Source organism: Mesorhizobium sp. CO1-1-11, assembly GCF_020164995.1.
Lineage (GTDB): Bacteria > Pseudomonadota > Alphaproteobacteria > Rhizobiales > Rhizobiaceae > Mesorhizobium > Mesorhizobium australicum.
This window is the reverse complement of sequence record NZ_JAIUHE010000010.1, coordinates 54,656-77,464: the sequence shown is the minus strand read 5'-3', so window position 1 is coordinate 77,464 and position 22,809 is coordinate 54,656. Positions and strand designations below refer to the sequence as shown.

Genomic DNA, 22,809 nt, shown 5'->3' with positions numbered 1-22,809 from the left:
GCGTTCTCGAGTTTCCATTGGCGGGCGCCGCGCCGCCCCTCATTGCCCTGCCGGGCATTTCTCCCCGTATAGTGACGGGGAGAAAGACGCCGTTATCCATGGTTTCGCCAATCGGCAGCGTTGCAGACGAGGGCGCCAACATCGCGGCCAATCCCTTCTCCCCGTCACTATACGGGGAGAAGGTGCCGGCAGGGGGATGAGGGGCAGCGCTGGGTTGGATGGGAGGACGTTGACGGCTCTCACGACAAGGAAGCTGCCAACATGAAGGAAATCTCCTGCAAGCTGCTCGTCGTCGGCGCCGGTCCGGGCGGTTATGTCTGCGCCATTCGTGCGGGACAGCTCGGCGTCGATACGGTCATCGTCGAGGCTGCGAAGCCCGGCGGCACCTGCCTCAATGTCGGCTGCATCCCGTCCAAGGCGCTGATCCATGCGGCGGAGGAGTTCGAGAAGGTTTCGAACATGGCCGGCGGCAACAGCCCACTCGGCATTTCGGTCACCGCACCGGTGCTCGACCTGGCCAGAACCATCGTCTGGAAGGACGGGATCGTCAGCCGGCTCAATAGCGGTGTCGCCGGCCTGCTGAAGAAGGCCGGGGTGAAGACCGTGCATGGCTGGGCGAGGTTTCGCGATGGCAAGACCGTCGAGGTCGAGACCGAGACCGGAAGCCAGGTGATCCGGGCCGAGACGATCGTCATCGCCACCGGCTCGACGCCGGTCGAGTTGTCTTTTCTTCCCTTCGGCGGGCCTGTGATCTCGTCCACCGACGCGCTGGCCCTGAGTGAGGTTCCCAGGAAAATCGCTGTCGTCGGTGGCGGCTATATCGGGCTCGAACTCGGCATGGCCTTCGCCAAGATGGGTGCGGGGGTCACCGTGGTCGAAGCCTTGCCGCGCGTGCTGGCGCAGTATGACGCCGAGCTGACCCGGCCTGTCGTCAAGCGGCTCTCCGCGCTCGGGGTCGAGGTGATGCTGGGCGCCAAGGCCAAAGGGCTGTCGACAAACGGCGATGCCCTGCTGGTCGAGACATCGGATGGCAAGAGCACCAAGGTCGCCGCGGACAAGGTGCTGGTGACGGTCGGCCGCAAGCCGGTGACGGAAGGCTGGGGACTCGACCAGATCGATCTCGACAGGGCCGGAAAGTTCATACGGATCGACGACCAGTGCCGGACCTCGATGCGCGGCGTCTTCGCCATCGGTGACGTCACCGGGGAGCCGATGCTGGCGCACCGGGCGATGGCGCAAGGCGAAATGGTCGCGGAGATCGTCGCCGGCCACAAGCGCGGCTGGGACAAGCGCTCGATCCCGGCCGTCTGCTTCACCGATCCCGAGCTGGTGACGGCGGGTCTGTCGCCCGAAGAGGCCAAGGCGCAGGGCGGCGAGATCAAGATCGGCCTGTTCCCCTTCGCCGCCAATGGCCGCGCCATGACCAAGCTCGGCGAAGACGGGTTCGTCCGCGTCGTGGCGCGCGCCGACAATCACCTGGTGCTCGGCATCCAGGCCGTCGGTCAGGGTGTGTCGGAACTGTCGGCGGTGTTTGGGCTGGCGCTGGAAATGGGCGCCAGGCTGGAGGACATCGCAGGGACGATCCATGCCCATCCGACGCAAGGCGAAGGGTTTCCGGAAGCCGCGCTCAAGGCGCTGGGCCACGCGCTGCATATTTAGAGCTCCCCCTCTCCCGCGTCAGGCGTAAAGGGGGAGGAGTTGCTCGATTGCCCCAGGCTCCTTTCCTCTCCCTCCGGAGGGGGGAGAGGTGGCGCTGCGAAGCAGCGACGGAGTGGGGGAAGGCGCTCCTCAAACGCGCAGTCGCCGAAAAACAGGCACAACCCAGAGAGCCAGAAAACTCAGGCAAGGCGACAATCAAGCGGAAGCACTGCTTTGGCTCGAACTAAAAGCCCGCAAGCTTGGCGGCTACAAGTTCACGCGACAGTTCTCTATCGAACCCTACTACGCTGACTTCGCCTGCCGCGAAAAATGGCTTGTTGTCGAAGTCGACGGACACCAGCATGCGGACAGTCCCTATGACCGCCGCCGCGACGACTTCATGCGCGCTCAGGGCTATTCGATCCTGCGCCTTTGGAGCCATGACGTCGTGAAACATCGCACTTCCGTCTGTGAAACCATCCTTGCCGCGCTTGACGGCAAGCTGATCGAAAACATCGCTGTATCCGACCTCCGCTTTGTCTTCGTGTCCCATTCCTCCGATTCAATCTCTTCAAAAACGGACGTATCCTCATGAAATCCCATGCAAAAGCGGTTGTCATTGGCGGCGGTGTCGTCGGCTGCTCGGTGCTCTACCACCTGGCCAAGGCCGGCTGGACCGACATCATGCTGATCGAGCGCTCGGAGCTCACCTCCGGCTCGTCCTGGCATGCGGCCGGCGGCTTCCATACGCTGAACGGCGATCCGAACGTCGCCAAGCTGCAGGCCTATACCGTCCAGCTTTACAAAGAGATCGAGGAGATTTCGGGCCAGTCCTGCTCGCTGCACCTGACCGGCGGCGTGATGTTGGCCGATACGCCCGAGCGCATGGACTTCCTGCGCCTTGCCCACGCCAAGGGCCGCTATCTCGGCATGGACACCGAACTGATCACGCCGTCCGAGGCCAAGGCGATGTTCCCGCTGATGGACGAGACCAATTTCGTCGGCGCCATGTGGGATCCGGTCGAAGGCCATCTCGACCCCTCCGGCACCACCATTGCCTATTCCAAGGCGGCCAAAAAACTCGGCGCCGAAATCGTGCTGCGCAACCGCGTCGTCGACCTGACACAGCAGCCGGACGGCACCTGGAACGTCGTCACCGAACAAGGCACGGTTCACGCCGAACATGTCGTCAACTGCGGCGGCCTGTGGGCGCGCGAGATCGGCCGCATGGTCGGCGTCGAGCTGCCGGTGCTGGCCATGGAGCACATGTATCTCTTGACCGAGCCGATGCCGGAGGTCGAGGAGTTCAACAAGTCGACCGGCCGCGAAATGATCGGTGTGCTCGACTTCAAGGGCGAGATCTACACCCGCCAGGAGCGCAACGGCATCCTGCTCGGCACCTATGAAAAGGCCTGCAAGCCGTGGTCGCCGGTCAACACGCCGTGGGACTTCGGCCATGAACTGCTGCCGCCCGATCTCGACCGCATCGCGCCGTCGCTGGAAATCGGCTTCAAGCATTTCCCCGGCATCGAAAAGGCCGGCATCAAGCAGATCATCAACGGCCCCTTCACCTTCGCGCTCGACGGCAATCCGCTGGTCGGCCCGGTGCAGGGCCTGACCAATTTCTGGTGCGCCTGCGCCGTCATGGCTGGCTTCAGCCAGGGCGGCGGCGTCGGACTGGCGTTGTCCAACTGGATGGTGCATGGCGATCCGGGCTTCGACGTCTGGGGCATGGATGTCGCCCGCTTCGGCGAATGGGCTGGGCTGCGCTACACCAACGCCAAGGTGCGCGAAAACTATTCGCGCCGCTTCTCGATCCGCTTCCCCAACGAGGAACTGCCGGCTGCCCGCCCGGCGCAGACGACGCCGCTCTACGACACCATGCTCGCCAACAATGCCGTGATGGGCGACTCTTGGGGTCTCGAAACCCCGCTCTGGTTCGCGCCTAAGGGCAGCGAGCCGAAAGACGTCGTCTCCTTCCACCGCTCCAACGACTTTGGACCGATCGGTGAGGAAGTGCGCGCCACGCGCGAGCGCGTCGGCGTCACCGAGATCGCCAACTTCGCCAAATACGAAGTGTCGGGGCCGGGCGCGGAAGAGTTCCTCAACCGGCTGATGACCAACCGCATGCCGAAGACCGGCCGCATCGTGCTGACACCGATGATCAACGAGTTCGGCAAGCTGATCGGCGACTTCACCATCGCCAAGGCCGGTGAAGACCGCTTCATGATCTGGGGCTCTTCGGCAGCGCAGAAATACCACATGCGCTGGTTCGAAAAGCACCTGCCCAAGGATGGTTCGGTGCGCATCCACCGTTTCGACCAGACACTCGTCGGCCTGTCGATCGCCGGCCCGAAATCGCGCGACCTCCTGCAGAAGCTGGTCGATATCGACATCTCGACCAAGGCTTTCCGCTTCATGGATTTCCGCGAGATGGCGGTCGGCGGCGCGCCCTGTATGGTCAACCGCATCACCTATACCGGTGACCTCGGCTACGAGATCTGGATGGCGCCAGCCTATGAGCGCCTAGTCTACAAGGCGATCAAGGACGCCGGCGAGGAATTCGGAATCGTCGATTTCGGCATGCGCGCCTTGCTGTCGATGCGCCTGGAAAAGAATTTCCCGACCTGGTTCCGCGAGTTGAGGCCGATCTACGGGCCGTTCGAAGGCTCCATGGACCGCTTCATCAAGCTCGAGAAGAACGACTTCATCGGCCGTGAAGCCGCCGCCAAGGAACAGGCGCAAGGGCCGAAACTACGCCGCGTCTCCTTCATCGTCGATGCCGCCGATGCCGACGTGATGGGCGACGAGCCGATCTGGGCCAAGGTCGACAAGGATTACGGCACGGTTGAAAAGCCGCATGGCTACGGCGCGCCGCGCTTCGACACGTCAGGCAAGGAAATACGTGGCTCGAAGGCCGCCGAAGGTGCGTCGGCCGTGCGCGGCATCGTCGACGGCGACTGGCGCGTGGTCGGCTGGGTGACATCGGGCGGCTATGCGCACTACGTGCAAAAGTCGATGGCGCAAGGCTATGTGCCGGCCGCCCTTGCCGAGGATGAAAGCGCGGGCCTGTTCGAGATCGAGATTCTTGGGTCTCGGCGTCCGGCCCGCATCAATGTCGAGGCACCCTTCGACCCAAGCGGCGAAAAGATGCGGACCTGAGGACCGGATGGACAGCGGGGCGCCAAAGGGAAGCTTCGGCCGGCACCGCAAGATCATGCCGTTTGTATCAGGCTCGATCGAGGCGCTGCGCGACGCCTCCCGCGAGAAGGCGGCTTCGCTCAACCAGCATGTGCTGGGCTATGGCGCGCAAGCCGAAGCGGAATGGGCGGCGGCGGGTATTACCGCGCCCGACCTGCCGGCAATGCGAAAATATCGGCTCGAGCGCATCCGCGCCGAGCTGAAGCGCCGCGGCTATGCCGGCGCCTTGCTCTATGATCCTGTCAACATCCGCTATGCGACCGACTCGACCAACATGCAGCTCTGGGTCGCGCACAATCCGACGCGGCATTGCTTCGTCGCCACCAAGGGTCCGGTGGTGCTGTTCGACTACTTTTCCTGCGAGCACCTGTCCGATCATTCCGGCATCGTCGACGAAGTTCGGCCGGCCGTTTCGTGGATGTATCTCTATGGCGGCGAGCTGACCGAGCAGAAAGTCCGCCGCTGGGCCGCCGGTATGGCCGATTTGGTCAGGGAGCATGGTGGCGGCAACAACCGCATCGCCATCGATCACATCAACCCGGAAGGCGTTGAAGAACTCCACCGCCTCGGCATTTCCATCGGCAATGGCGAGGCGGTGATGGAAAACGCGCGGCTGATCAAGTCGCCGGATGAAATCCTTGCGATGCGCCGCGCCATCGTCGCATGCGAGGCGGCGATGGGCGAGATGGAACAGGCGCTCAAGCCCGGTATCTCCGAAAACGAATTGTGGGCGCAACTCCATCGCGGCAACATCGCGCGCGGCGGCGAATGGATCGAGACGCGGCTGCTGACGTCGGGACCGCGCACCAATCCGTGGTTCCAGGAATGCTCGTCGCGGATCATGGAGGCCGGCGATCTCGTCGCCTTCGATACCGATTTGATCGGCCCTTACGGCTTCTGCGCCGATCTCTCGCGCACCTGGCTGTGTGGCGATACAAAGCCGACCAACGAACAGCGCGACCTGTTCCGCATCGCCGCCGACCAGATCGAGTACAACACCGCTTTGATGCAGCCCGGCGTTTCGTTCCGCGATCTGGTCGAACGCTCGGCTGTACCGCCTGGAGACTGCTTCCCAACCCGCTACGGCGTGCTCTACCACGGCGTCGGACTGGCCGACGAATATCCGACCTTGCCGCATGCCAGCGACTGGACATCCGATACACCCGACGGCGTGCTGGAACCGGGCATGGTGCTGTGTGTGGAGAGCTATATCGGCCGGCTTGGCGGCCGCGAGGGTGTCAAGATCGAGGAACAGATCCTGATCACCGACACCGGCAACGAAAAGCTTTCAACCTACCCGTTGGATTCGAGGCTGCTCGGCTAGCCCGGCAAGCGCTTCGCGCATCGCGCGCACGGTCTTTTCCGGCGTCGTCCTGGCGGTGATGTAGGGCAAGCCTTTGCGTCGCGCCGTCCAGCCGACGATCACGATCTTGCGCGCCGCCGGCTCGAAACGCCGTGCCAGCGCCCAGCTTTCGCAATCGATCGCGGCGACATCCGCTTTGCCTTCCGCGACCGCCACGATCGAGTCGCGATGGCCGCCGCTTTCGCTGTACGATGAAAATATGTCCAGCTTTTCGCCGGCCGCTTTCAGGTCGCGTGTCAGCGCGATGATGCCCGACATGGAATCGAGGCTGTTGAAGGTGAAGCGCCTGCCCCGGATGAGATCGAGCGGCAGCAAGGCCTTGCCATCAGTGGGCGACCGAACCTCCGGCCCCTCGCCCGACCGCATCACCAGCGCGCTCGAATAAAGTTCGCCCTGCCCGCCTTCATAAGCGTCATAGCTTGGCTGACCGACCACCTGCACATGCCGGGACAGACCGAGTTCCATCGGCCCCCAGCAGGTCTGCGCGAACAGCAGCGCCGGATGCATCCAGAGCTTGTGGAAATCGAGTTCGTCCGGCGGCAGCGTCACCGGATCGGGCGCGACGAGTTTACCTTCACCGTCCCGAATGCCGCCCGGCACCGGCGGCAGGTCGCCATTGCGGCGCACGATGGATTGCGGCGCATCGATGCCCCTTCGCCGGAATGAATCGCGCAACGACGCCCATTGCGCGTCGACCTCGTCGCGCGCCTCCGACCAGTCATACATCGGCAACGCCGCAATCAATTCGCTCATGCCGATATCAAACCACCATGCCGGGACAAAGGATCGCAAAAACGCGGCGCCCAATCAGAATTGGCCGACACGTTATCCACTCTACACGCGGATACTATTCCTTGGGCGGTTCGGCGGGAACCGGCGCGCTGCCAAGCCCACTGATGCTGCGCGCCCTGACGCGCGGCTTGAACGCCCTGCCCGGCTCGGGCGCGCGCCGCAGAACCGGATGCACGATCGGCTCCTTGGCCTTGAAAGCATAGGATCTGAGCAGCGCGAAATAGTTCGGATAGGCATAGCCATTGTTCATCCGCAGCCATTCCTGACGCCGGTCACGAAACAGCTTCGGCAGCCGGTACCAGGCGATGGTCGGGCTCTTGTGATGGACGAAGTGCAGATTGTTGTTGAGGAACAGGAACGACAGCGGTGAGCGCTCGACAATCACCGTGCGACCTTCCGGATGCTCCGACCACTGGTGCTCGGCATAGGTGCGGATCGAGATCAGCGACTGGCCGAGCCAGACCGGCACCAGCACATAGAGCCAAACCGGCATGCCGAAGCCGAACTGCACGACCGGCAGCACCACGGCAAGGCCTATCGCATGCAGCAGCCAGGCCTTGCGGATCGCCTTGTCTCCGGCAATCACGTGCTTGGCGTCATCGATGAAGAAGCCGATGCAGGACAGCCATGGCCCCAGGACGAGGCGACCGGCCATGGTGTTGTTGACCTTCAGCACGAATTTCATCAGCGGCGGCATTTCTTCGTGCATCCAGAGCGCCTGGTAATAGCTCTCGGGATCGTCGAGCGGATCGGTCAGCCGCTCGTCCGCGTGGTGGCGCAGGTGAATGGTCTTGAAACGGCGGAACGGCCAGGCAAGGCCGATCGGCAGGAAGACGAAAGCTTCATTGACGAGGCCGTTGCGGGTCGGGTGACCATGCAGCACCTCGTGCATGATAGAGGATTGCAAAGCCAGCGTGACGGCCATGACGATCAGTGCAGCTATGGGATATGACGGCCAGAGGAAGAAGCCGGCGGCCAACCATGTGCCGTAGCAGAAGAAAGCGAGAACCACGGTCGGCCATTCGATGGCCGATCTGCTGCTTCGACGGATGCTCTTGCCAGTCATGCTATCGACCACTGTCCTCAGTCGCCGGAACCCCAACCGATTCCTGACAGCATTGTGTCAGGAGATATGATTCCACTCAACGCGACAAAGTGCACAAAATGTTGCGTCTGCGCATTCTTGGCTGCATATGTTATACATTGTAAACAGTCTTAGGGATTCGTTTACGCCTGAAGCGCTTCTTCGGCCGCTTCGGCGAAAAAATTTTCCTCCCGATCCAAGGAGTGAGATGATGGACAAGCGCGACCTGTCGGCAATCTTCCGGGAGCGTCTGAAGCTCCTCCTGACACGCTCCGACCTCAACCAATCGGCTTTCGCGTCAGCAGTCGGCATCGACAGGTCGGCGCTGTCGCAACTGATGTCAGGTGCCTCGACCCGCCTGCCGCGCGCCGAAACCTTGCTCAACATCGCCGCCGAATTCAAAGTGTCGCTAGACTGGCTGCTTGGTCTTAGCCAGGACGAGGGCGTGACCGGCGAAATCCGCGAGAGCCTGGAGATCGAGGAAGCGCCCGACGGTTTCGACCGCACGCTGCTCGCCAAATGGTTCGCGGAAGCGGCGGGCACCAAGATCCGCTATGTGCCGGCTGGCATTCCCGATCTCCTGCGCACCCACGCGCTCGTCGACTACGAAGCCAACATCACCAACAGGAGCCGACTGGCGCAGGCCAGCGAAACGCAATACCGCATCGAGTACAACCGGCGGCCGGAAACCGACATGGAAGTCTGCATGCCGCGCCACACGCTGGAGATCTTCGCCCGCGGCCTCGGTGTGTGGGACCGTTTCCCGGCGGCCGACCGCCAGCAGCAGCTTGCCCATATGGCGACGCTGCTCGACGACCTCTACCCGACCTTCCGCCTGTTCCTTTATGATGGCCGCATGCGCTATTCGATCCCGCTGACCATATTCGGCCCCTATCGCGCGGCGATCTATGTCGGCGACATGTATGTGGTGCTGAACGCCACCCAGCCGGTCCAGGCCCTGACCCAACATTTCGACAATCTGATCCGCGCCGCGGACATCAATCCGCACGAAGCGGCCGCCTTCGCGCGCAACTTGGCCGGCATGTCGTTCGCATCAGGCTCTGCCTGAGCGCTCAGCACCGCATTTTCATTGACTGGACATAAAGACTTCTTTATATCCTTATTCGAATTCCCAGACATGTTCGAATTCCAGGACACGAAAGCCAATCCGATGACGACGAGCAATCCGATCGATGCGCTGCTGGCTGAAAAGGGTGTGCTGCTGGCCGATGGCGCCACGGGCACCAATTTGTTCGCCATGGGTCTGGAGGCCGGCGAGGCGCCGGAACTGCTGAACGAAACCGCGCCCGACACCATCACCAGCCTGCACCAGAATTTCGTCGACGCCGGCGCCGACATCATCCTGACCAACTCGTTCGGCGGCACCCGCCACCGGCTGAAACTGCACCATGCGCAAGACCGCGTGCATACGCTGAACAAGCGCGCGGCCGAGATCGCCCGCGCTGTCGCCGACAAGGCCGGCCGCAAGGTGATCGTCGCCGGCTCCGTCGGTCCGACAGGGGAACTGCTGGTGCCGCTTGGTGCCATGACCTATGACGAAGCGGTCGACGCCTTTGCCGAGCAGATCGAAGGTCTCAAGGAAGGTGGCGCCGAAGTCGCCTGGATCGAGACGATGTCGGCTCCCGACGAGATCCGCGCGGCGGCCGAAGCCGCCATCCGCGTTGGCCTGCCCTACACCTATACCGGCTCGTTCGACACCGCCGGCCGCACCATGATGGGCCTGCTGCCGAAAGACATCCACGGCGTCGCCGACGGCCTGTCGCAAGCGCCGCTCGGGGTTGGCGCCAATTGCGGCGTCGGCGCTTCCGACATCCTGGCCTCGCTGCTCGACATGACCGAGGCCAAGCCGGAGGCGACTGTCATCGTCAAGGGCAATTGCGGCATTCCCGAATTCCGTGGCACCGAGATCCACTATTCCGGCACGCCGGAACTGATGGCCGATTATGTCCGGCTCGCCGTGGATGGCGGAGCCAAGATCATCGGTGGCTGCTGCGGCACCTCGTTTCAGCATCTGGCCGCGATGCGCAAGGCGCTCGACGCCCACACCAGGGCGGATCGCCCGACCGTCGAAAAAATCGTCGAGCGCATTGGCCCGATGCGCAACAAGGTGGCGACGGCAAACACCACCGAGACCAGCGAAGCGCGCCGCGAGCGGCGGCGCAGCCGCGCCTGAGGCGATTTCTTTTTGCGGTTATTCGCTGTTGTCGGCGTAGCTTGACTGCGCCGACTTGAAATCGACCACGTTGTCGCCGCGCATTGTCGCCAGCGCACCGGATGCGCTCGGATCGGAAATCTGCTCCAGCATGGCGCGGAAACGGTCATTGGTCAGCGCCGACATGGCGGTGTGGCGCGCCTGCGCGACATCGTCGCTGATGCGTCTGGATTCGGCGGACGGGGCTGATAAACCCGCCGAAGCGTCCCGTGCCGGCGGAGTCGAGTTGGCGATGGTTGTGATTTTCAATTCCGGCTCCCTCAAGCCTTAGACATGACCGGTGTAGCGAGAGGAAATTGCGATCCGGTACCGGAAATGCCGAGCAATTTAACGATCCCGTGCGCTGCTCCTGGATCGGTTGAGATTCAGGTCAGGCCGAGCCGAAAACAGTGACTTCCGAGAACCGGAGCGGAGCGTACTTAAGTACGTGAGCGCCGGAAGCCACTGTTTGCAGGCCGGTCTCACCTGAATATCGTTAGATCCGAAAAGGGCCGGCAAGGAAAAGTATCCCTCGCCGGCCTGCCTCACCCGCCCGTGGGCCGGCTATCAGAACGATCCCATCATCTGAAAGAAACCGGCCGTCATCGCCACTACCGGTTGCCGCCCAGCGCCGAGGCAAGGCGCACAAGCGAAAGGAACTCGGACCTGTACCCAAACGGGTCGGCTCCTCGGGCGGCAGTGGCAATCTCCACGATCTTGTCGTAGCCGAACTTCGCGGTCGCATCCTCGTCGCGCAGCTTCTGGCCGAAGGCCGCGACGGCGACGGAGAAACGCTGGTCGGTACTCGCCTGATCGAAGGACCCGATCTCGTTGGCCGAGGTCACCGGCGTGGTGATCAGCTTCGAGACGTCCTCGTTGGGCAGCTTGTAGCGGATCTTGACGAAGGCATATTCGTCCGCATTGGCGACGCCGCCATTGTTGACTGTCGCCTGGCCGTAGCGCAGCGGATCGATCTGCTCGCCGCCACCGCCTTTGGGCGTGACCTCGTAGATCGCGGTGACCGAATGGCCCGAGCCGATATCGCCGGCATCGACGCGGTCATTGTTGAAATCCTCGCGGTTGAGCGCCCGGGTCTCGTAGCCGATCAGCCGGTATTCCGACACCTTGTCCGGGTTGAACTCGACCTGGATCTTGACGTCCTTGGCGATGGTGAACAGCGTCGAGGAGGCATCTTCGACCAGCACCTTCTCGGCCTCGGCCAGCGTGTCGATATAGGCGGCGGTGCCGTTGCCGTTCTGGGCAATGGTCTGCATCATTTCATCGTTCAGATTGCCGCGGCCGAAGCCGAACACCGACAGGAACACGCCGGTCTTGCGTTCGCTCTCGATCAGCCGCTTCAGGTCGTCATCATCGGTCTGGCCGACATTGAAGTCGCCGTCAGTGGCAAGCATCACTCGGTTGACGCCATCCTTGATGAAGGACTGCTGGGCAAGCTTGTAGGCTTCCCTGATGCCGGCCTCGCCTGCCGTCGAGCCACCGGGCTGCAGATTGTCGATGGCATTGAGGATCTTGTCCTTCTCGGCAACCTTTGTCGGCATCAGCACGGTGCCGGCATCGCCCGCATAGGTGACGATCGAGATGGTGTCGTCGGCCTTCAGCTTGCTGACCAGCAGCCGGAACGCCGACTTGAGCAGCGGCAGCTTGTCCGGTTCGTCCATCGAGCCCGACACGTCGATCAGGAAGACCAGATTGGCCTTCGGCTGCTCGGTCGGCTTGATGTCGAAACCCTTGATGGCGACGTGCATCAGCTTGGTGTGCGCGTTCCACGGCGTCGGCATGACGCTGACGGTCGAGTTGAACGGCGTTGAGGCCGATTCCGGCCCCTTCCAGTCATAAGGGAAGTAATTGATCATCTCCTCGACGCGGACCGTATCGGCTTGCGGCAGGTAGCCCTGCTTCAGCGAGCCGCGCACGAAGGAATAGGACGCGGTGTCGACATCGATCGAGAAGGTCGAGACCGGGTCCTCCAATGCGGCGTGCACCGGATTGGCTTTGAAATCCTGAACGCGGTCGCGATTTTCCTCCTGCGGCGCGATCTGGTCGGCCGGGATGGCCGCCGGCTGCTGCGGGGCCATAAGCTTGGGCTCGGCAGCCTGGACGCGACTGGCCCGCGCGGCATTAGGCGCGTTTGGCATGAGGCCGGCACTCTCCCGTGAAACCTCACCACTGGGTGCGGGGGCCGGCCTGGAGGTTGGCAAAGTCCCATACTCCACCTTCTTGCCGCTGTAGGTCTTTAGGTCAAACCTCGACGATACAGTGGGGCTCACCGGCGCGCTCGGTTGTGCTGCGCCACCGGCGGCACCCGATTCGGAGTTCGGTGGTGCGGCCGGCGCAAGAGCATTGCTGGCGTCGCGGCTTTCCACATCCAAGTCTGCCTTCTTGTCCTTCTCCAGCGCCGTGGGAGCCTGTTTCGGCTCGGCGACGGTTGGCTTCTGCGTCGCCGGCTTGTCGGCCAGCGTCTCGGTGATCTTCTCGTCGCCGCCGAACGGCGACGGCTGTTCCCTCAGCAAATGGAAGGTGGCGTATCCAGCGATCGGCAGGGCGACGAGCCCGGCAAGGGCCGGCGTGGCAATGAGTTTCTTTTGCATGATCTCGCTCCAGAGCTTTTGTGCTCGCTCCGTGAGACGAAGGCCGCCAACCGATCCTTGGGTGACGGCGGAAATATTTTGCTGATCATAGGCGCGCAGGGCGGCTTCGAAGGCGCGTGCCTTCGCACTCTCGCCCGGCGCCGGTACCGCTGCGTTGCGCAGCTTTCTGAGTTCGTTGTCGTCGACCATGGTCACACTTCCCCGGCTGAACGCATCAACGTCTTCAGCCGTTTTTTCGCTTCGTGGATGTGCCAGGAAACCGTCGTCTCCGAGATCGCCATCGCTTCGGCGGCGGCCGCGTGGCTCAAGCCTTCGCCATAGACAAGCATCACGGCATCGCGCTGCTTGTCGGGCAATTGCCGCACCGCCGCCCACAACGCCCCGGTCGGGTCTTCACCCTCGGCCGGGCCCTCGCTCGAAATCAGCGCATGGACGCCATAGGCCGCGGTCTTGACCGTCTCGCGCTGGGTCTTGCGCATCGTGTCGCGCGCGGCGTTCATCGTCATGGTGTAGAGCCATGTCGTGAACGCGCCGCCGCCGCGATAATCGCGGATCGCCTTGCCCAGCCTGACACAGACTTCCTGGGCGATGTCTTCGGCATCCGCCTTCCTGCCGCACCAGCGATAGGCGGCGCGATAGACGAAGTCGTAGTGACGCTCCAGCAATTTGCCAAAGGCCCCCCTGTCTCCGCCCTTCGCCCGCCCGATCAGTTCGGCGTCGGAGGCTTCACTCTCATCCAGCATCATCGCCATCATTTGCCTGTTGGACGAAGGCTAATGGCTAATCCTTGGGGTGATGGAAAGGTTTTTTCTCGAATTTGGGCGTTTGCGTCTAGGGCGTGCCGAGTGAGGTCAGGCCGGCCTCACCTGAATGTCAACACGCCTGGCCCGCCGCCCAGCCCGACGACCACGCCCATTGGAAATTATAGCCGCCGAGCCAGCCGGTGACGTCGACGACCTCGCCGATGAAGAACAGGCCCGGCATCAGCTTCGCCTGCATCGTCTTCTGGTCGAGGCCGTTGGTGTCTACCCCGCCGAGCGTCACTTCGGCCGTCCGGTAGCCCTCCGAACCGGCTGGCTTGATGCGCCAGTCGTTGACCGCGGCCTCGACGGTTTTGATCTGGGCCTCGGAAAGATCGGCGAGTTTGCCGTCCAGCCCGGTTTGCTCGGCTATCGCCTGAGCCAGTCGTTTCGGCAAATGATTTGCCAGCACGGTCTGCACCGCTTGCCGGCCATTGCCACGCCTGGCGGCGCGGACGAGCTCAGCCACATCCGTGCCCGGCAGCATGGCGATGCGGATCTCATCGCCCTCGCGCCAATAGGAGGAGATCTGCAGGATGGATGGCCCGCTGACGCCGCGATGCGTGAACAGCATCGCCTCGGAAAACCGCGTCTTGCCGCAGGCAATCTCGGCGTCGACCGCGTTTCCGGCCAGGGGCGAAAGCCGCTCAAGCGTTTTTGCGTCGAAGGTCAGCGGCACCAGGGCAGGCCGTGTTTCGACGACGGCAAGGCCAAACCGTTCGGCAAGCTCGTAGCCGAAGCCCGTCGCGCCCATCTTGGGGATCGACTTGCCGCCACAGGCCACGACCAGGGACTGGCAGGAAACCGAGCCCGTGGAGAGGGCGAGTTCAAACCCTTCCTCGGTTCTGCCGATAGCCTCGACGCGGGTCGACAATACCAGCTCGGCGCCCCTGCCCCGCATTTCCGAGACCAGCATATCGATGATCTGGCGCGCCGAGCCGTCGCAGAACAGCTGCCCCAATGTCTTCTCGTGGTAGGCAATGCCGTGGCGTTCGACCAGCGCAATGAAGTCGCGCTGTGTATAGCGGCTGAGCGCCGAGATGCAGAAATGCGGATTCCTCGATATGAAATTCTTCGGGCTCGCATGGATGTTGGTGAAATTGCACCGGCCGCCGCCGGAGATGCGGATCTTTTCGCCAGGCGCCGCCGCGTGATCGAGGATCAGCACCGAACGGCCGCGCTTGGCGGCTTCCACGGCGCACATCATTCCGGCGGCGCCGGCGCCGATGATCACGACATCATAGGATTGCATCAGGTTGATCGTTCCCGCGCGGCTCCCGCTCATTCAGCGAGACCGCCCTGATACCGCGAACGGATCGGGCAGCCAACAGGCGGGAATAGCCGCGCGAGACTCAGGTCAGTGTCTCGGCAAACAGCGCCGTCAGCCGTTTCCAGTGACGCTCGGCTCCAGCTTCGTCGTAGACACTGTGGTCGGGCACGCACCAGCCATGCGCCATGCCGACATAATTCTCCAGCAGATAGTCGACTCCCGCCGTCCTCAGCGCCTCGGCCAGCTTGGTCGACTGCTCCGGTGGGAAACTCCGGTCGACGCCCGCCATGCCGACATACACACGCGCCTTGATGGAGGCCGCCTTGCGGTGCGGGCTGTCGGCGGCATCGCTGGCGAGGTTGCCGCCATGGAAACTGGCGGCGGCCTTGACCCTGTCGGGGTAGGTTGCAGCGGCGTTGAGCGCCCGCGCCCCGCCCATGCAATAGCCGACAGTGCCGATCGGTCCCGTGACGCCTTCGCCGGCGAGCGCGTCGACAAAGGCGGCGCTGTCGCTTAGGGTCATTTCCTGCGTCGTGCCGGTGACCAGCGCCATCAGCGGCGCCCTGGTCCTTTCTTCGACAAAAGCGGTCTTGGCGTCGAACGGGCCATAAGGAGCATTGCGGTAGAAGAGATCGGGCACCAGCACCGCATAGCCCTCGCCCGCCAGCCGTTCCGCCATCAGGTCAAGCGCCGGGCGCGGACCGAAGGCGTCCTGGTAGAGAATGACGCCAGCCTTGGCTGAAGAAACCTTGGCCGAGCGGAACAGGCCTGCCTTCGCCACACCGTCACGGGTCTTGATGTGAAGGTCCTGCTTCATCATTGCGTGCTCCGTTTGCCAGATGCGCGATACATATCCGCGCAAGCCGCCACGGCAAGGCGTTCCCTGAGCCCGGCGGTCAACATTTCGTGCGGGATCGCGTGATGCGCTAAGGACCAGCGAACGCAGCCATGTGGAAGGCCTGGACCTCCGGCGGATAGCGATACTGCGCGCCATAGGGGCAGGCATTGCGATCGAGGCAACCACCGGCCCGGCACGGCTCGCCATTCGCCCCCCGCACATGCGCGAGGCAGGCCTGGTAGGCGAAACCATCCGTCGAATAAGCGGCGACCGGACAGGATTTCAGACAAGGTTTGTCGACGCAGGTGTCGCAAAGATGGATCGTCTCCCGAAATTCCGGAAGCGTTATCTCGTCCTCGAACAGCAGCGCGCCGCGATAAGCATGCCAAAGCCCGTATTGCGGATGCATGAGGATGCCGAGCGGCGACGGCCTCAGCCCTTCCGCCCGAACAGCCCATTGCTGAAACGGCAGGTAAGGTTTGTCCGACGGCGAAACGACGCGGGCACCAAACTCTTGCGCCACCTCGCCGATGACCTCCCGCGACCAGGTGTCGAGCGGATCGGCGATCGCCTGTGGCTGCTGGTCCCGCCAGCGCAGGAAATGCGGCCAAGGCGCGGCGCCCGCCTGCCCTACCAGCAGGACAGACTTTGCCGGCGTGCCCGAGGCGCCATCAGGAGCACCCTCGTCATCGGGAAAAAGAAGACCCCCACGCAGGATGAGGCCGTTGGCGCCAAGCGCGGCCGTGATCTCCTCGATCATACCGCGCACGCAATCATCCCTTCTTGTCCGGATCGGAGAAGGCGCTCCGCCAGACTTCCTTGTGGATGATGTTGGCGACTTTAGCCCCGCCTGACTCGGGCTCCTTTCAGGTGAAGGCGTCGGGCATCGACCCCTTCTTCTTGGCGATGAAATCCTTCAAGGCTTCATCGATGCCTTCATCAAGGTGCGGCGCTTCGTAAGCCTCCAGCCAGCGCCGCGCCAGATCGTTGGCGCGCTGCGGTGCGGTCTTCTGGCCCTCGGCCAGCCACTGCTCGTAGGAGTTGTTGTCGGCGATCGACGAGCGGTAGAAGGCGGTCTGGAAATTGGCCTGGGTATGGTCGCAGCCGAGATAGTGGCTGCCCGGGCCGACCTGGCGGATGGCGTCCATCGCCTGGCCGTTTTCCGACAGGTCGACGCCCTCGGAGAATTTCTGGGTCATGCCGAGCTGGTCGATATCCATCATGAATTTTTCGTAGCAGGAGGCCAGCCCGCCTTCGAGCCAGCCTGCCGAATGCAGGACGAAATTGGTGCCGGCGAGAATGGTCGAGTTCAGCGTGTTGGCGCTCTCATAGGCTGCCTGTGCGTCCGGAACTTTCGAAGCACAGAGCGAGCCCCCGGTACGGAACGGCAAGCCGAGCCGGCGGGCGAGTTGGGCAGCGCCATAGGAGACCAGCGACGGCTCCGGTGTGCCGAAGGTCGGCGCGCCCGACTGCATCGAGATCGACGAGGCGAAGGTGCCGAACAGCACCGGCGCGCCCGGACGGATCAGCTGCGTGAACGAGGCGCCGGCCAGCACTTCGGCCAGGACCTGCGTCAGCGTGCCGGCGACCGTCACCGGGCTCATCGCGCCGGCCAGGATGAACGGCGTGACGATGCAGGCCTGGTTATGACGCGAATAGACCTTCAGGGCGCCAAGCATGGTCTCGTCGAACACCATCGGCGAGTTGGCGTTGATCAGGCTGGTCAGCACCGTGTTGTTCTCGACGAAGTCGTCGCCGAACACCAGCTTGGCCATCGCCACCGTGTCCTCGGCGCGCTCCGGTGCGGTCACCGAACCCATGAACGGCTTGTCGGAATATTTGATGTGCGCGTAGACCATGTCGAGATGGCGCTTGTTGACCGGCACGTCGACCGGCTCGCACACCGTGCCGCCCGAATGGTGGATCGACGGCGCCATATAGGCGAGCTTCACGAAGTTCTGGAAATCCTCGATCGTCGCGTAGCGCCTGACGCCGTCGAGATCGCGCACGAAGGGCGGACCATAGACCGGCGCGAACACGGTCGCATTGCCACCGATCTGCACCGAGCGCTCCGAATTGCGGGCATGCTGGGTGTAGATGGGCGGCGCGGTCTTCAAGAGCGAACGGCAGAGCCCCTTGGGAAAATGCACGCGCTCGCCCTTGACGTCGGCGCCGGCCTCTTTCCAGAGCTGCAGCGCTTCGGCGTCATCGCGAAAAATGATGCCGATCTCTTCCAGCACCGTGTCGGTGTTCTTCTCGATCAGCGCCAGGCCTTCCTCGTTCAGCACCTCGTAGACGTTGATCTTGCGCTTGATGTAGGTGAGCTGGGTCCCGGGGCCGCCTCCGGAGCGCGCCGCACGCCTGGCCGCCGCTCCGCCGCTGGCGCCGCGCCCACGCCGCGCGTTTGACGCTTCCTGGTCGACTGCCGCGTGTTCACTCATGATCGCTCTTCCCTGAATATGGCCCGCCTGACTATGGCTGGTCCGTAACCGTTGCGGCCGCATGACGCGGCTTTGCCCGGATCGTAGCCATGCACCCTATTCGAAACGGCCCGTCCGCGCCAACGCCTGTCGCAAAATCGACAAGAAAACCGATAGATTTTCCAGTCGCTTTCCTTTTGCGGGAAGTCGCAAATCAGCTATGGATACCCGCCCGTTGCGGGTTAGGTATGAACACCATTATTTTGTGCCTTGCGACACAGTCGCGATGCCGTGAGGAGCTGGATAAAAATGTCCGACGACGAGATCATCCTTTCCGAGCTTTCCGACGACGAGCTGGTGCAGCAGATGCACGACGATCTCTACGACGGGCTGAAGGAAGAGATCGAGGAAGGCACCGACATCCTCCTTGAGCGCGGCTGGGCGCCCTACAAGGTGCTTACCGAGGCGCTGGTCGAAGGCATGCGTATCGTCGGCGAGGATTTTCGCGACGGCATCCTGTTCGTGCCGGAAGTGCTGTTGTCCGCCAACGCCATGAAGGCCGGCATGTTCATCCTGCGTCCGCTGCTCGCCGCCACCGGCGCGCCGAAACAGGGCAAGATGGTGATCGGCACCGTCAAGGGCGACATCCACGACATCGGCAAGAACCTCGTCGGCATGATGATGGAGGGTGCTGGCTTCGACGTCATCGATCTCGGCATCAACAACGCGGTCGAGAAGTATCTCGACGCGATCGAAAAGCACCAGCCCGACATCATCGGCATGTCGGCACTGCTCACCACCACCATGCCCTACATGAAGGTCGTCATCGACACGATGAAGGAAAAGGGCATTCGCGACGACTACGTCGTGCTGGTCGGCGGCGCGCCGCTCAACGAGGAATTTGGCAAGGCCGTCGGCGCCGACGCTTATTGCCGCGACGCGGCGGTAGCGGTCGAGACCGCCAAGGATTTCATGAAGCGCAAGCACAACGTGCGTGCTTCGGCCTGATCCAAGGCATCAGGGCGACGAAAAAAAGCCGCGCCTTGCAGCGCGGCTTTTTTGTCCCCAGATGAGGGACGACCGCCGATCAATTGGCGACGGTGTCCTTGACCGCCCTCGCCGTCGATTTGACATCCTTGCCGACACCCCGAACGGTGTTGGCGCAGGCCGTAAGTGCAAGAGCGCAGGCAAGGATAGCCATCGGCGCTATGCGTAGCAGTTTCATGGACGGTGTCTCCCTCGACAGATAAATTAGCCCCACAGCGAAAAGCCGGCTCGACTTGGTCAAGACGAAAAAAACAAAACCGAATCAGACAGACAGGCTGCTCGTCATCGCCTGCGGGATGATTGCGCGCGAGGTGTTGGCCGTCAAGGAACAGCTCGGGCTCCATCACCTCGAATTGACGTGCCTTCCGTCCGAGTTTCATTTCTACCCGGACCGCATCGCGCCGGCGATGGACAAGGCGATCGAAAAGGCCAGAGCGGAAGGCTATGAACACATCTTCGTCGGCTATGCCGATTGCGGCACTGGCGGCCTGCTTGACCGCGTGTTGGAGAAGCATGGCGTCGAACGCATGGCCGGCCCGCATTGCTTCGCGTTCTATCAAGGCATGGAAGCCTATGCGAAGGTCGCCGACGACGACATGATGTCCTTCTACATGACGGACTTCCTGTGCCGCCAGTTCGATGCCTTCTTCATGAAGCCGCTCGGGCTGGACAAGCACCCGGAGCTGATCAAGGACTATTTCGGCAATTACGAGAAGCTGATCTATCTGGCGCAGACCGATGATCCGGAGCTCGACAAGGTCGCGGAAAAGGCCGCCGCCCTGCTCGGCCTCGCCTATGAGCGCCGCTCCACCGGTTTTGGCGACCTGACGCCAGGCCTGGCGCGGGCGGCCGCGAACGCCTGACGGCTTCAGGCCGGGTCTTCGGCTGCCAGCGCCGCCAGCACGTCGGCAAAGCTCGTCCTGCAGGCAAAACCCAGCCTGTCCCTCGCCCGCGACGCGTCATAGATCCGGTCGATCGAGGAAAACATCGTCCAGCCCTTCCTCGCGTAGAGAGCGGGAAATTCAGGAAAATACCGCGCCACCACGGACGGCGCGTCCCTGATCAACGCCTCGCAATCTTCGGGTTGGAACGGCGTCGGCGCACAGATGATGAAGGTGTCGAAGCCGAGCTCCGGTGCCTTCTCCAAGGCGGCGACATGCGCCTGCGCCGCGTCCTCCACCATCAGCCGCCGAAACAGCAGTTCGTTCGCCTTGGTGTTGGCGTCCGACTGCTCGATGGCATGCGCCATGTCGTCGGCCTCGGGGAAGAAACGTGCCGTGCGCAGCACCACCACCGGCAGGCCGTGCTGGAGGTGGTAGAGACGGCAGAGATGCTCGGCGGATAGCTTGGTGACGCCATAGATGTTGCGCGGCTCGGGCGACATCGCTTCCGTCAGCCACGCCGCCTTGCGCGCACCGCCCTTGAGCCGTCGCGTATCGCCTGCGAGATCATCAGCGAGGTCGTTGACGTGAAGACGAAGCGTTGCACATTGGCCGCCACCGCCGCGTCGAGCAGGTTTAGCGTGCCTTGCACGTTGGCCGCGATGAAATCGCTGTTGGCGTGGCTGTCTATGTTGGGCTTGTGCAGCGCGCCGCTGTGAATAATGGCCTCTATCCGGTTTTCTCCGACGGCACGCATGACGAGGTCACGGTCGGCAATCGAACCGACGATCCGCGTTTCGGCCGATGGAACGGGATCGAGGCCGGTCACGTCATGTCCAAGCTCACGCAGGAGTGGCGCCAGCGCGCTGCCCAGCCAACCCGACGATCCCGTAAGCAAGATTCGCATGCGTCACACCATGAGTTTTGACCGAGACGCTGTTAAGCACGGATGACAGGCGCCAGCGACCCGGTAAGTTATGCGCCAGGCGGCGGCAGCGCCGTTCCAGACAAAACAGGGAATTCTTTGATGATCCTTCGCTCATTGATCGCCGCCCTTGGTCTCCTCTGCTGTACTTTGCCCGCCCTTGCCGACGGACTAGTGCAAAAACTGATCACGCCTGCCGATAAGGCGCGGCTCGACAAATATGGCGACACCCGCAAGGCGGCGCTCGCCGAAGCAAAGGCGGCCAACCCCGCCGAGCTCAAGCAGCTCGACACGCTGTTGGCCAAGCCGCTGGTCGCCTTCTCCGACAAGGATCTCACCGGCAACTGGCGGTGCCGCACGATCAAGGTCGGCGGACTGAGCCCGCTCGTTGTCTATGGCTGGTTCAAATGCAGGGTCACCGATGATGGCTCCGGCTGGCGGCTGGAAAAGATCAGCGGTTCTCAGCGCACCCAGGGCCGCTTCTTCGACGACGGCGACAAGCGCTCGATCTATCTTGGCTCCGGCTCCGTCAACGACGATCGGGCAAAGCCCTATGGCAGCGGCCCGCAGACCGACCAGGTTGGTTACGCCTTCCGAAACAGCGCCAAGGAATGGCGCATCGAGTTCCCCGCGCCCTACTATGAATCGAAGCTCGACATCATGGAGTTCAAGCGCTGACCAAGTCTTCATGCGCTGACCGGGGTCTTCATGGGTTGGTAAGGCTTCCGGCATACCAAGGATTAACCCGCCCGCCCTAAGGTCCGGCCACATCAGCCGGTCCTTGGAGCACGGAAAGATCAATGGCAGCGTCGCAACCAAATCCGCGACCTATTGTGGTCGTCACCGGTGGCGGCGCGCATGTCTGGGCCATGATCAACGACCTCGCCGACCGCGTCGGCCCTGTCAGCGTCGTCCTCGAAATCCCTGAATCTAAAAAGCAATTGCTGCGCGGCCGCGCCCGACGCCAGGGCTGGATCTCTGCCATCGGCCAGCTCGGCACGATGGTGCTGAGCAGGCTCGGCAAACGGCTTAATGTCAAACACGCCGCCCGGTTGATTGCCGAGGAGAAGCTTGAAACGGAACCGCGGCAAGGCCAGGTCATCATCCATGTGGCATCCGCCAACGGGCCGGAATGTCTGCAGGCAATCGAGACGATCAAGCCCGGCGTCGTGCTGCTGAACGGCTGCCGGCTGATTTCCAGGGAGATGCTGGCCAAAATGCCGTGTCCGGTGCTCAACTATCATGCCGGCATCACCCCGAAATATCGCGGCATGAATGGCGGCTATTGGGCGTTGACCTCAGGCGATCCGCAGAATTTCGGCACCACCGTCCATCTGGTCGATGCGGGCGTCGACACTGGTGGCGTGCTGAAGCAGGTGCGCGGCAAGCCGAAACAAGGTGACACCATCTCAAGCTATGCGCTGCGCCAGGCGGCGTTTTCGCGCGACATCTGCGTCGAGGCGGTCAGCGACGCGCTGGCCGGAAAACTTGCAACGTTCGATCCAGGGCTGCCATCGAAGCAGTGGTACCACCCGACGATCTGGTTCTACGTCTGGACAGGGCTGAGAACCGGCATTTGGTAACGCATCCAGTGTCCGGAACAGCGCAAATTCCGCCGCCATTACCGCTGCAGTGACCCCGTCGCGGAATGGGTCGCAAACGAATAAACGCACCTTTCATTTTACGACATCCAAATGCGTCGCTTTTGAATGCGCGCGCGTCGTCCCAT

General features: G+C 62.8%; 22 protein-coding genes. 10 read left to right on the top strand and 12 right to left on the bottom strand.

Translation table 11 applies throughout. The features are described from left to right. Positions 1-261 precede the first annotated feature (261 nt). The 4 genes from lpdA to LB554_RS13505 all read left to right on the top strand — a co-directional run bounded on the left by lpdA (position 262) and on the right by LB554_RS13505 (position 6,163). A complete protein-coding gene (lpdA, locus tag LB554_RS13520; protein WP_224585020.1) occupies positions 262-1,659 on the top strand; it encodes a dihydrolipoyl dehydrogenase in 1,398 nt (465 codons plus the stop codon). 88 nt (positions 1,660-1,747) lie between these two features. Beyond that, entirely contained in the window at positions 1,748-2,233 is a 486-nt protein-coding gene (locus LB554_RS13515) for an endonuclease domain-containing protein (protein ID WP_140723883.1), read from the top strand. After that, the gene (locus LB554_RS13510; RefSeq protein ID WP_140723886.1) at positions 2,230-4,800 is read left to right on the top strand and encodes an FAD-dependent oxidoreductase; all 2,571 of its coding nucleotides are present in this window, start codon (positions 2,230-2,232) and stop codon (positions 4,798-4,800) included. The genes LB554_RS13515 and LB554_RS13510 overlap by 4 nt, the downstream gene beginning before the upstream one ends. A gap of 7 nt (positions 4,801-4,807) precedes the next feature. Further along, positions 4,808-6,163, top strand: a complete 1,356-nt coding sequence (locus LB554_RS13505) for a M24 family metallopeptidase (RefSeq protein WP_224585018.1) — start codon at positions 4,808-4,810, stop codon at positions 6,161-6,163. Here the strand turns inward: LB554_RS13505 and LB554_RS13500 are convergent. Together LB554_RS13500 and LB554_RS13495 are read right to left on the bottom strand one after the other, a co-directional pair. Then, positions 6,128-6,955 (bottom strand): phosphate/phosphite/phosphonate ABC transporter substrate-binding protein, encoded by an 828-nt coding sequence (locus tag LB554_RS13500; RefSeq protein WP_224585016.1) that lies wholly within the window; start codon positions 6,953-6,955, stop codon positions 6,128-6,130. The two genes, LB554_RS13505 and LB554_RS13500, sit on opposite strands and share 36 nt — an antisense overlap. Before the next feature lie 94 nt (positions 6,956-7,049). After that, positions 7,050-8,060 (bottom strand): fatty acid desaturase, encoded by a 1,011-nt coding sequence (locus LB554_RS13495; RefSeq protein ID WP_224585013.1) that lies wholly within the window; start codon positions 8,058-8,060, stop codon positions 7,050-7,052. 229 nt (positions 8,061-8,289) lie between these two features. Here LB554_RS13495 and LB554_RS13490 point away from each other — a divergent pair, with 229 nt between their 5' ends. Both LB554_RS13490 and bmt read left to right on the top strand, forming a co-directional pair. Further along, complete coding sequence (locus LB554_RS13490; RefSeq protein WP_140661059.1) at positions 8,290-9,147, top strand: helix-turn-helix domain-containing protein; 858 nt, start codon at positions 8,290-8,292, stop codon at positions 9,145-9,147. Between the two features lie 102 nt (positions 9,148-9,249). Then, positions 9,250-10,272 carry a betaine--homocysteine S-methyltransferase gene (gene bmt, locus LB554_RS13485; RefSeq protein ID WP_224585170.1) on the top strand — a complete coding sequence of 341 codons (1,023 nt, stop codon included), beginning with the start codon at positions 9,250-9,252 and terminating at the stop codon, positions 10,270-10,272. A gap of 18 nt (positions 10,273-10,290) precedes the next feature. On the opposite strand, the gene LB554_RS13480 is transcribed toward bmt, so the two are convergent. From LB554_RS13480 to LB554_RS13450, 7 genes are all read right to left on the bottom strand, one after another. Continuing rightward, positions 10,291-10,560, bottom strand: coding sequence for a hypothetical protein (locus tag LB554_RS13480; RefSeq protein ID WP_224585012.1), 270 nt, complete (start codon positions 10,558-10,560; stop codon positions 10,291-10,293). A 341-nt stretch (positions 10,561-10,901) separates the two neighbouring features. After that, positions 10,902-13,088 (bottom strand): vWA domain-containing protein, encoded by a 2,187-nt coding sequence (locus tag LB554_RS13475; RefSeq protein WP_224585010.1) that lies wholly within the window; start codon positions 13,086-13,088, stop codon positions 10,902-10,904. Positions 13,089-13,090: 2 nt separating this feature from the next. Beyond that, positions 13,091-13,651 carry an RNA polymerase sigma factor gene (locus LB554_RS13470; protein WP_224585008.1) on the bottom strand — a complete coding sequence of 187 codons (561 nt, stop codon included), beginning with the start codon at positions 13,649-13,651 and terminating at the stop codon, positions 13,091-13,093. Positions 13,652-13,772: 121 nt separating this feature from the next. Further along, complete coding sequence (locus LB554_RS13465; protein ID WP_224585161.1) at positions 13,773-14,951, bottom strand: NAD(P)/FAD-dependent oxidoreductase; 1,179 nt, start codon at positions 14,949-14,951, stop codon at positions 13,773-13,775. Between the two features lie 100 nt (positions 14,952-15,051). Then, on the bottom strand, positions 15,052-15,789 hold the full coding sequence (locus tag LB554_RS13460; protein ID WP_224585006.1) for a dienelactone hydrolase family protein: 738 nt from the start codon (positions 15,787-15,789) through the stop codon (positions 15,052-15,054). Between the two features lie 106 nt (positions 15,790-15,895). Continuing rightward, positions 15,896-16,576 (bottom strand): 4Fe-4S dicluster domain-containing protein, encoded by a 681-nt coding sequence (locus LB554_RS13455; protein ID WP_224585004.1) that lies wholly within the window; start codon positions 16,574-16,576, stop codon positions 15,896-15,898. Between the two features lie 97 nt (positions 16,577-16,673). Further along, positions 16,674-18,248: a trimethylamine methyltransferase family protein gene (locus tag LB554_RS13450; protein WP_140615930.1), complete on the bottom strand. Its 1,575-nt coding sequence runs from the start codon at positions 18,246-18,248 to the stop codon at positions 16,674-16,676. Between the two features lie 288 nt (positions 18,249-18,536). On the opposite strand from LB554_RS13450, the gene LB554_RS13445 reads away from it, so the two are divergent. Further along, entirely contained in the window at positions 18,537-19,235 is a 699-nt protein-coding gene (locus LB554_RS13445) for a corrinoid protein (RefSeq protein WP_224585002.1), read from the top strand. Positions 19,236-19,314: 79 nt separating this feature from the next. Here LB554_RS13445 and LB554_RS13440 read toward each other — a convergent pair whose 3' ends face one another. Further along, a complete protein-coding gene (locus tag LB554_RS13440; protein WP_015317428.1) occupies positions 19,315-19,452 on the bottom strand; it encodes an entericidin A/B family lipoprotein in 138 nt (45 codons plus the stop codon). A 55-nt stretch (positions 19,453-19,507) separates the two neighbouring features. Here LB554_RS13440 and LB554_RS13435 point away from each other — a divergent pair, with 55 nt between their 5' ends. Further along, a complete protein-coding gene (locus tag LB554_RS13435) occupies positions 19,508-20,137 on the top strand; it encodes a DUF1638 domain-containing protein (RefSeq protein WP_224585000.1) in 630 nt (209 codons plus the stop codon). A 5-nt stretch (positions 20,138-20,142) separates the two neighbouring features. On the opposite strand, the gene LB554_RS29595 is transcribed toward LB554_RS13435, so the two are convergent. After that, positions 20,143-20,658 (bottom strand): NAD-dependent epimerase/dehydratase family protein, encoded by a 516-nt coding sequence (locus LB554_RS29595; protein ID WP_411962627.1) that lies wholly within the window; start codon positions 20,656-20,658, stop codon positions 20,143-20,145. Positions 20,659-20,666: 8 nt separating this feature from the next. Then, the gene (locus tag LB554_RS29590; RefSeq protein ID WP_411962626.1) at positions 20,667-21,062 is read right to left on the bottom strand and encodes an NAD-dependent epimerase/dehydratase family protein; all 396 of its coding nucleotides are present in this window, start codon (positions 21,060-21,062) and stop codon (positions 20,667-20,669) included. Between the two features lie 120 nt (positions 21,063-21,182). Between LB554_RS29590 and LB554_RS13425 the strand changes: the two genes are divergently transcribed. Continuing rightward, positions 21,183-21,758: a DUF4893 domain-containing protein gene (locus tag LB554_RS13425; RefSeq protein WP_224584999.1), complete on the top strand. Its 576-nt coding sequence runs from the start codon at positions 21,183-21,185 to the stop codon at positions 21,756-21,758. Between the two features lie 122 nt (positions 21,759-21,880). Then, the gene (locus LB554_RS13420; RefSeq protein WP_140873533.1) at positions 21,881-22,663 is read left to right on the top strand and encodes a formyl transferase; all 783 of its coding nucleotides are present in this window, start codon (positions 21,881-21,883) and stop codon (positions 22,661-22,663) included. The last annotated feature ends 146 nt before the right edge of the window (positions 22,664-22,809 follow it).

What these genes read in the sequence shown, in the direction of transcription:
- lpdA (WP_224585020.1), top strand. Translation starts at nt 262, where the DNA reads ATGAAGGAAATCTCCTGCAAGCTGCTCGTCGTCGGCGCCGGTCCGGGC.
- LB554_RS13510 (WP_140723886.1), top strand. Translation starts at nt 2,230, where the DNA reads ATGAAATCCCATGCAAAAGCGGTTGTCATTGGCGGCGGTGTCGTCGGC.
- LB554_RS13505 (WP_224585018.1), top strand. Translation starts at nt 4,808, where the DNA reads ATGGACAGCGGGGCGCCAAAGGGAAGCTTCGGCCGGCACCGCAAGATC.
- LB554_RS13500 (WP_224585016.1), bottom strand. Translation starts at nt 6,955, where the DNA reads ATGAGCGAATTGATTGCGGCGTTGCCGATGTATGACTGGTCGGAGGCG.
- LB554_RS13495 (WP_224585013.1), bottom strand. Translation starts at nt 8,060, where the DNA reads ATGACTGGCAAGAGCATCCGTCGAAGCAGCAGATCGGCCATCGAATGG.
- LB554_RS13490 (WP_140661059.1), top strand. Translation starts at nt 8,290, where the DNA reads ATGGACAAGCGCGACCTGTCGGCAATCTTCCGGGAGCGTCTGAAGCTC.
- bmt (WP_224585170.1), top strand. Translation starts at nt 9,250, where the DNA reads ATGACGACGAGCAATCCGATCGATGCGCTGCTGGCTGAAAAGGGTGTG.
- LB554_RS13475 (WP_224585010.1), bottom strand. Translation starts at nt 13,088, where the DNA reads ATGGTCGACGACAACGAACTCAGAAAGCTGCGCAACGCAGCGGTACCG.
- LB554_RS13470 (WP_224585008.1), bottom strand. Translation starts at nt 13,651, where the DNA reads ATGGCGATGATGCTGGATGAGAGTGAAGCCTCCGACGCCGAACTGATC.
- LB554_RS13465 (WP_224585161.1), bottom strand. Translation starts at nt 14,951, where the DNA reads ATGCAATCCTATGATGTCGTGATCATCGGCGCCGGCGCCGCCGGAATG.
- LB554_RS13460 (WP_224585006.1), bottom strand. Translation starts at nt 15,789, where the DNA reads ATGATGAAGCAGGACCTTCACATCAAGACCCGTGACGGTGTGGCGAAG.
- LB554_RS13450 (WP_140615930.1), bottom strand. Translation starts at nt 18,248, where the DNA reads ATGAGTGAACACGCGGCAGTCGACCAGGAAGCGTCAAACGCGCGGCGT.
- LB554_RS13445 (WP_224585002.1), top strand. Translation starts at nt 18,537, where the DNA reads ATGTCCGACGACGAGATCATCCTTTCCGAGCTTTCCGACGACGAGCTG.
- LB554_RS13440 (WP_015317428.1), bottom strand. Translation starts at nt 19,452, where the DNA reads ATGAAACTGCTACGCATAGCGCCGATGGCTATCCTTGCCTGCGCTCTT.
- LB554_RS29595 (WP_411962627.1), bottom strand. Translation starts at nt 20,658, where the DNA reads ATGTCGCCCGAGCCGCGCAACATCTATGGCGTCACCAAGCTATCCGCC.
- LB554_RS29590 (WP_411962626.1), bottom strand. Translation starts at nt 21,062, where the DNA reads ATGCGAATCTTGCTTACGGGATCGTCGGGTTGGCTGGGCAGCGCGCTG.
- LB554_RS13425 (WP_224584999.1), top strand. Translation starts at nt 21,183, where the DNA reads ATGATCCTTCGCTCATTGATCGCCGCCCTTGGTCTCCTCTGCTGTACT.
- LB554_RS13420 (WP_140873533.1), top strand. Translation starts at nt 21,881, where the DNA reads ATGGCAGCGTCGCAACCAAATCCGCGACCTATTGTGGTCGTCACCGGT.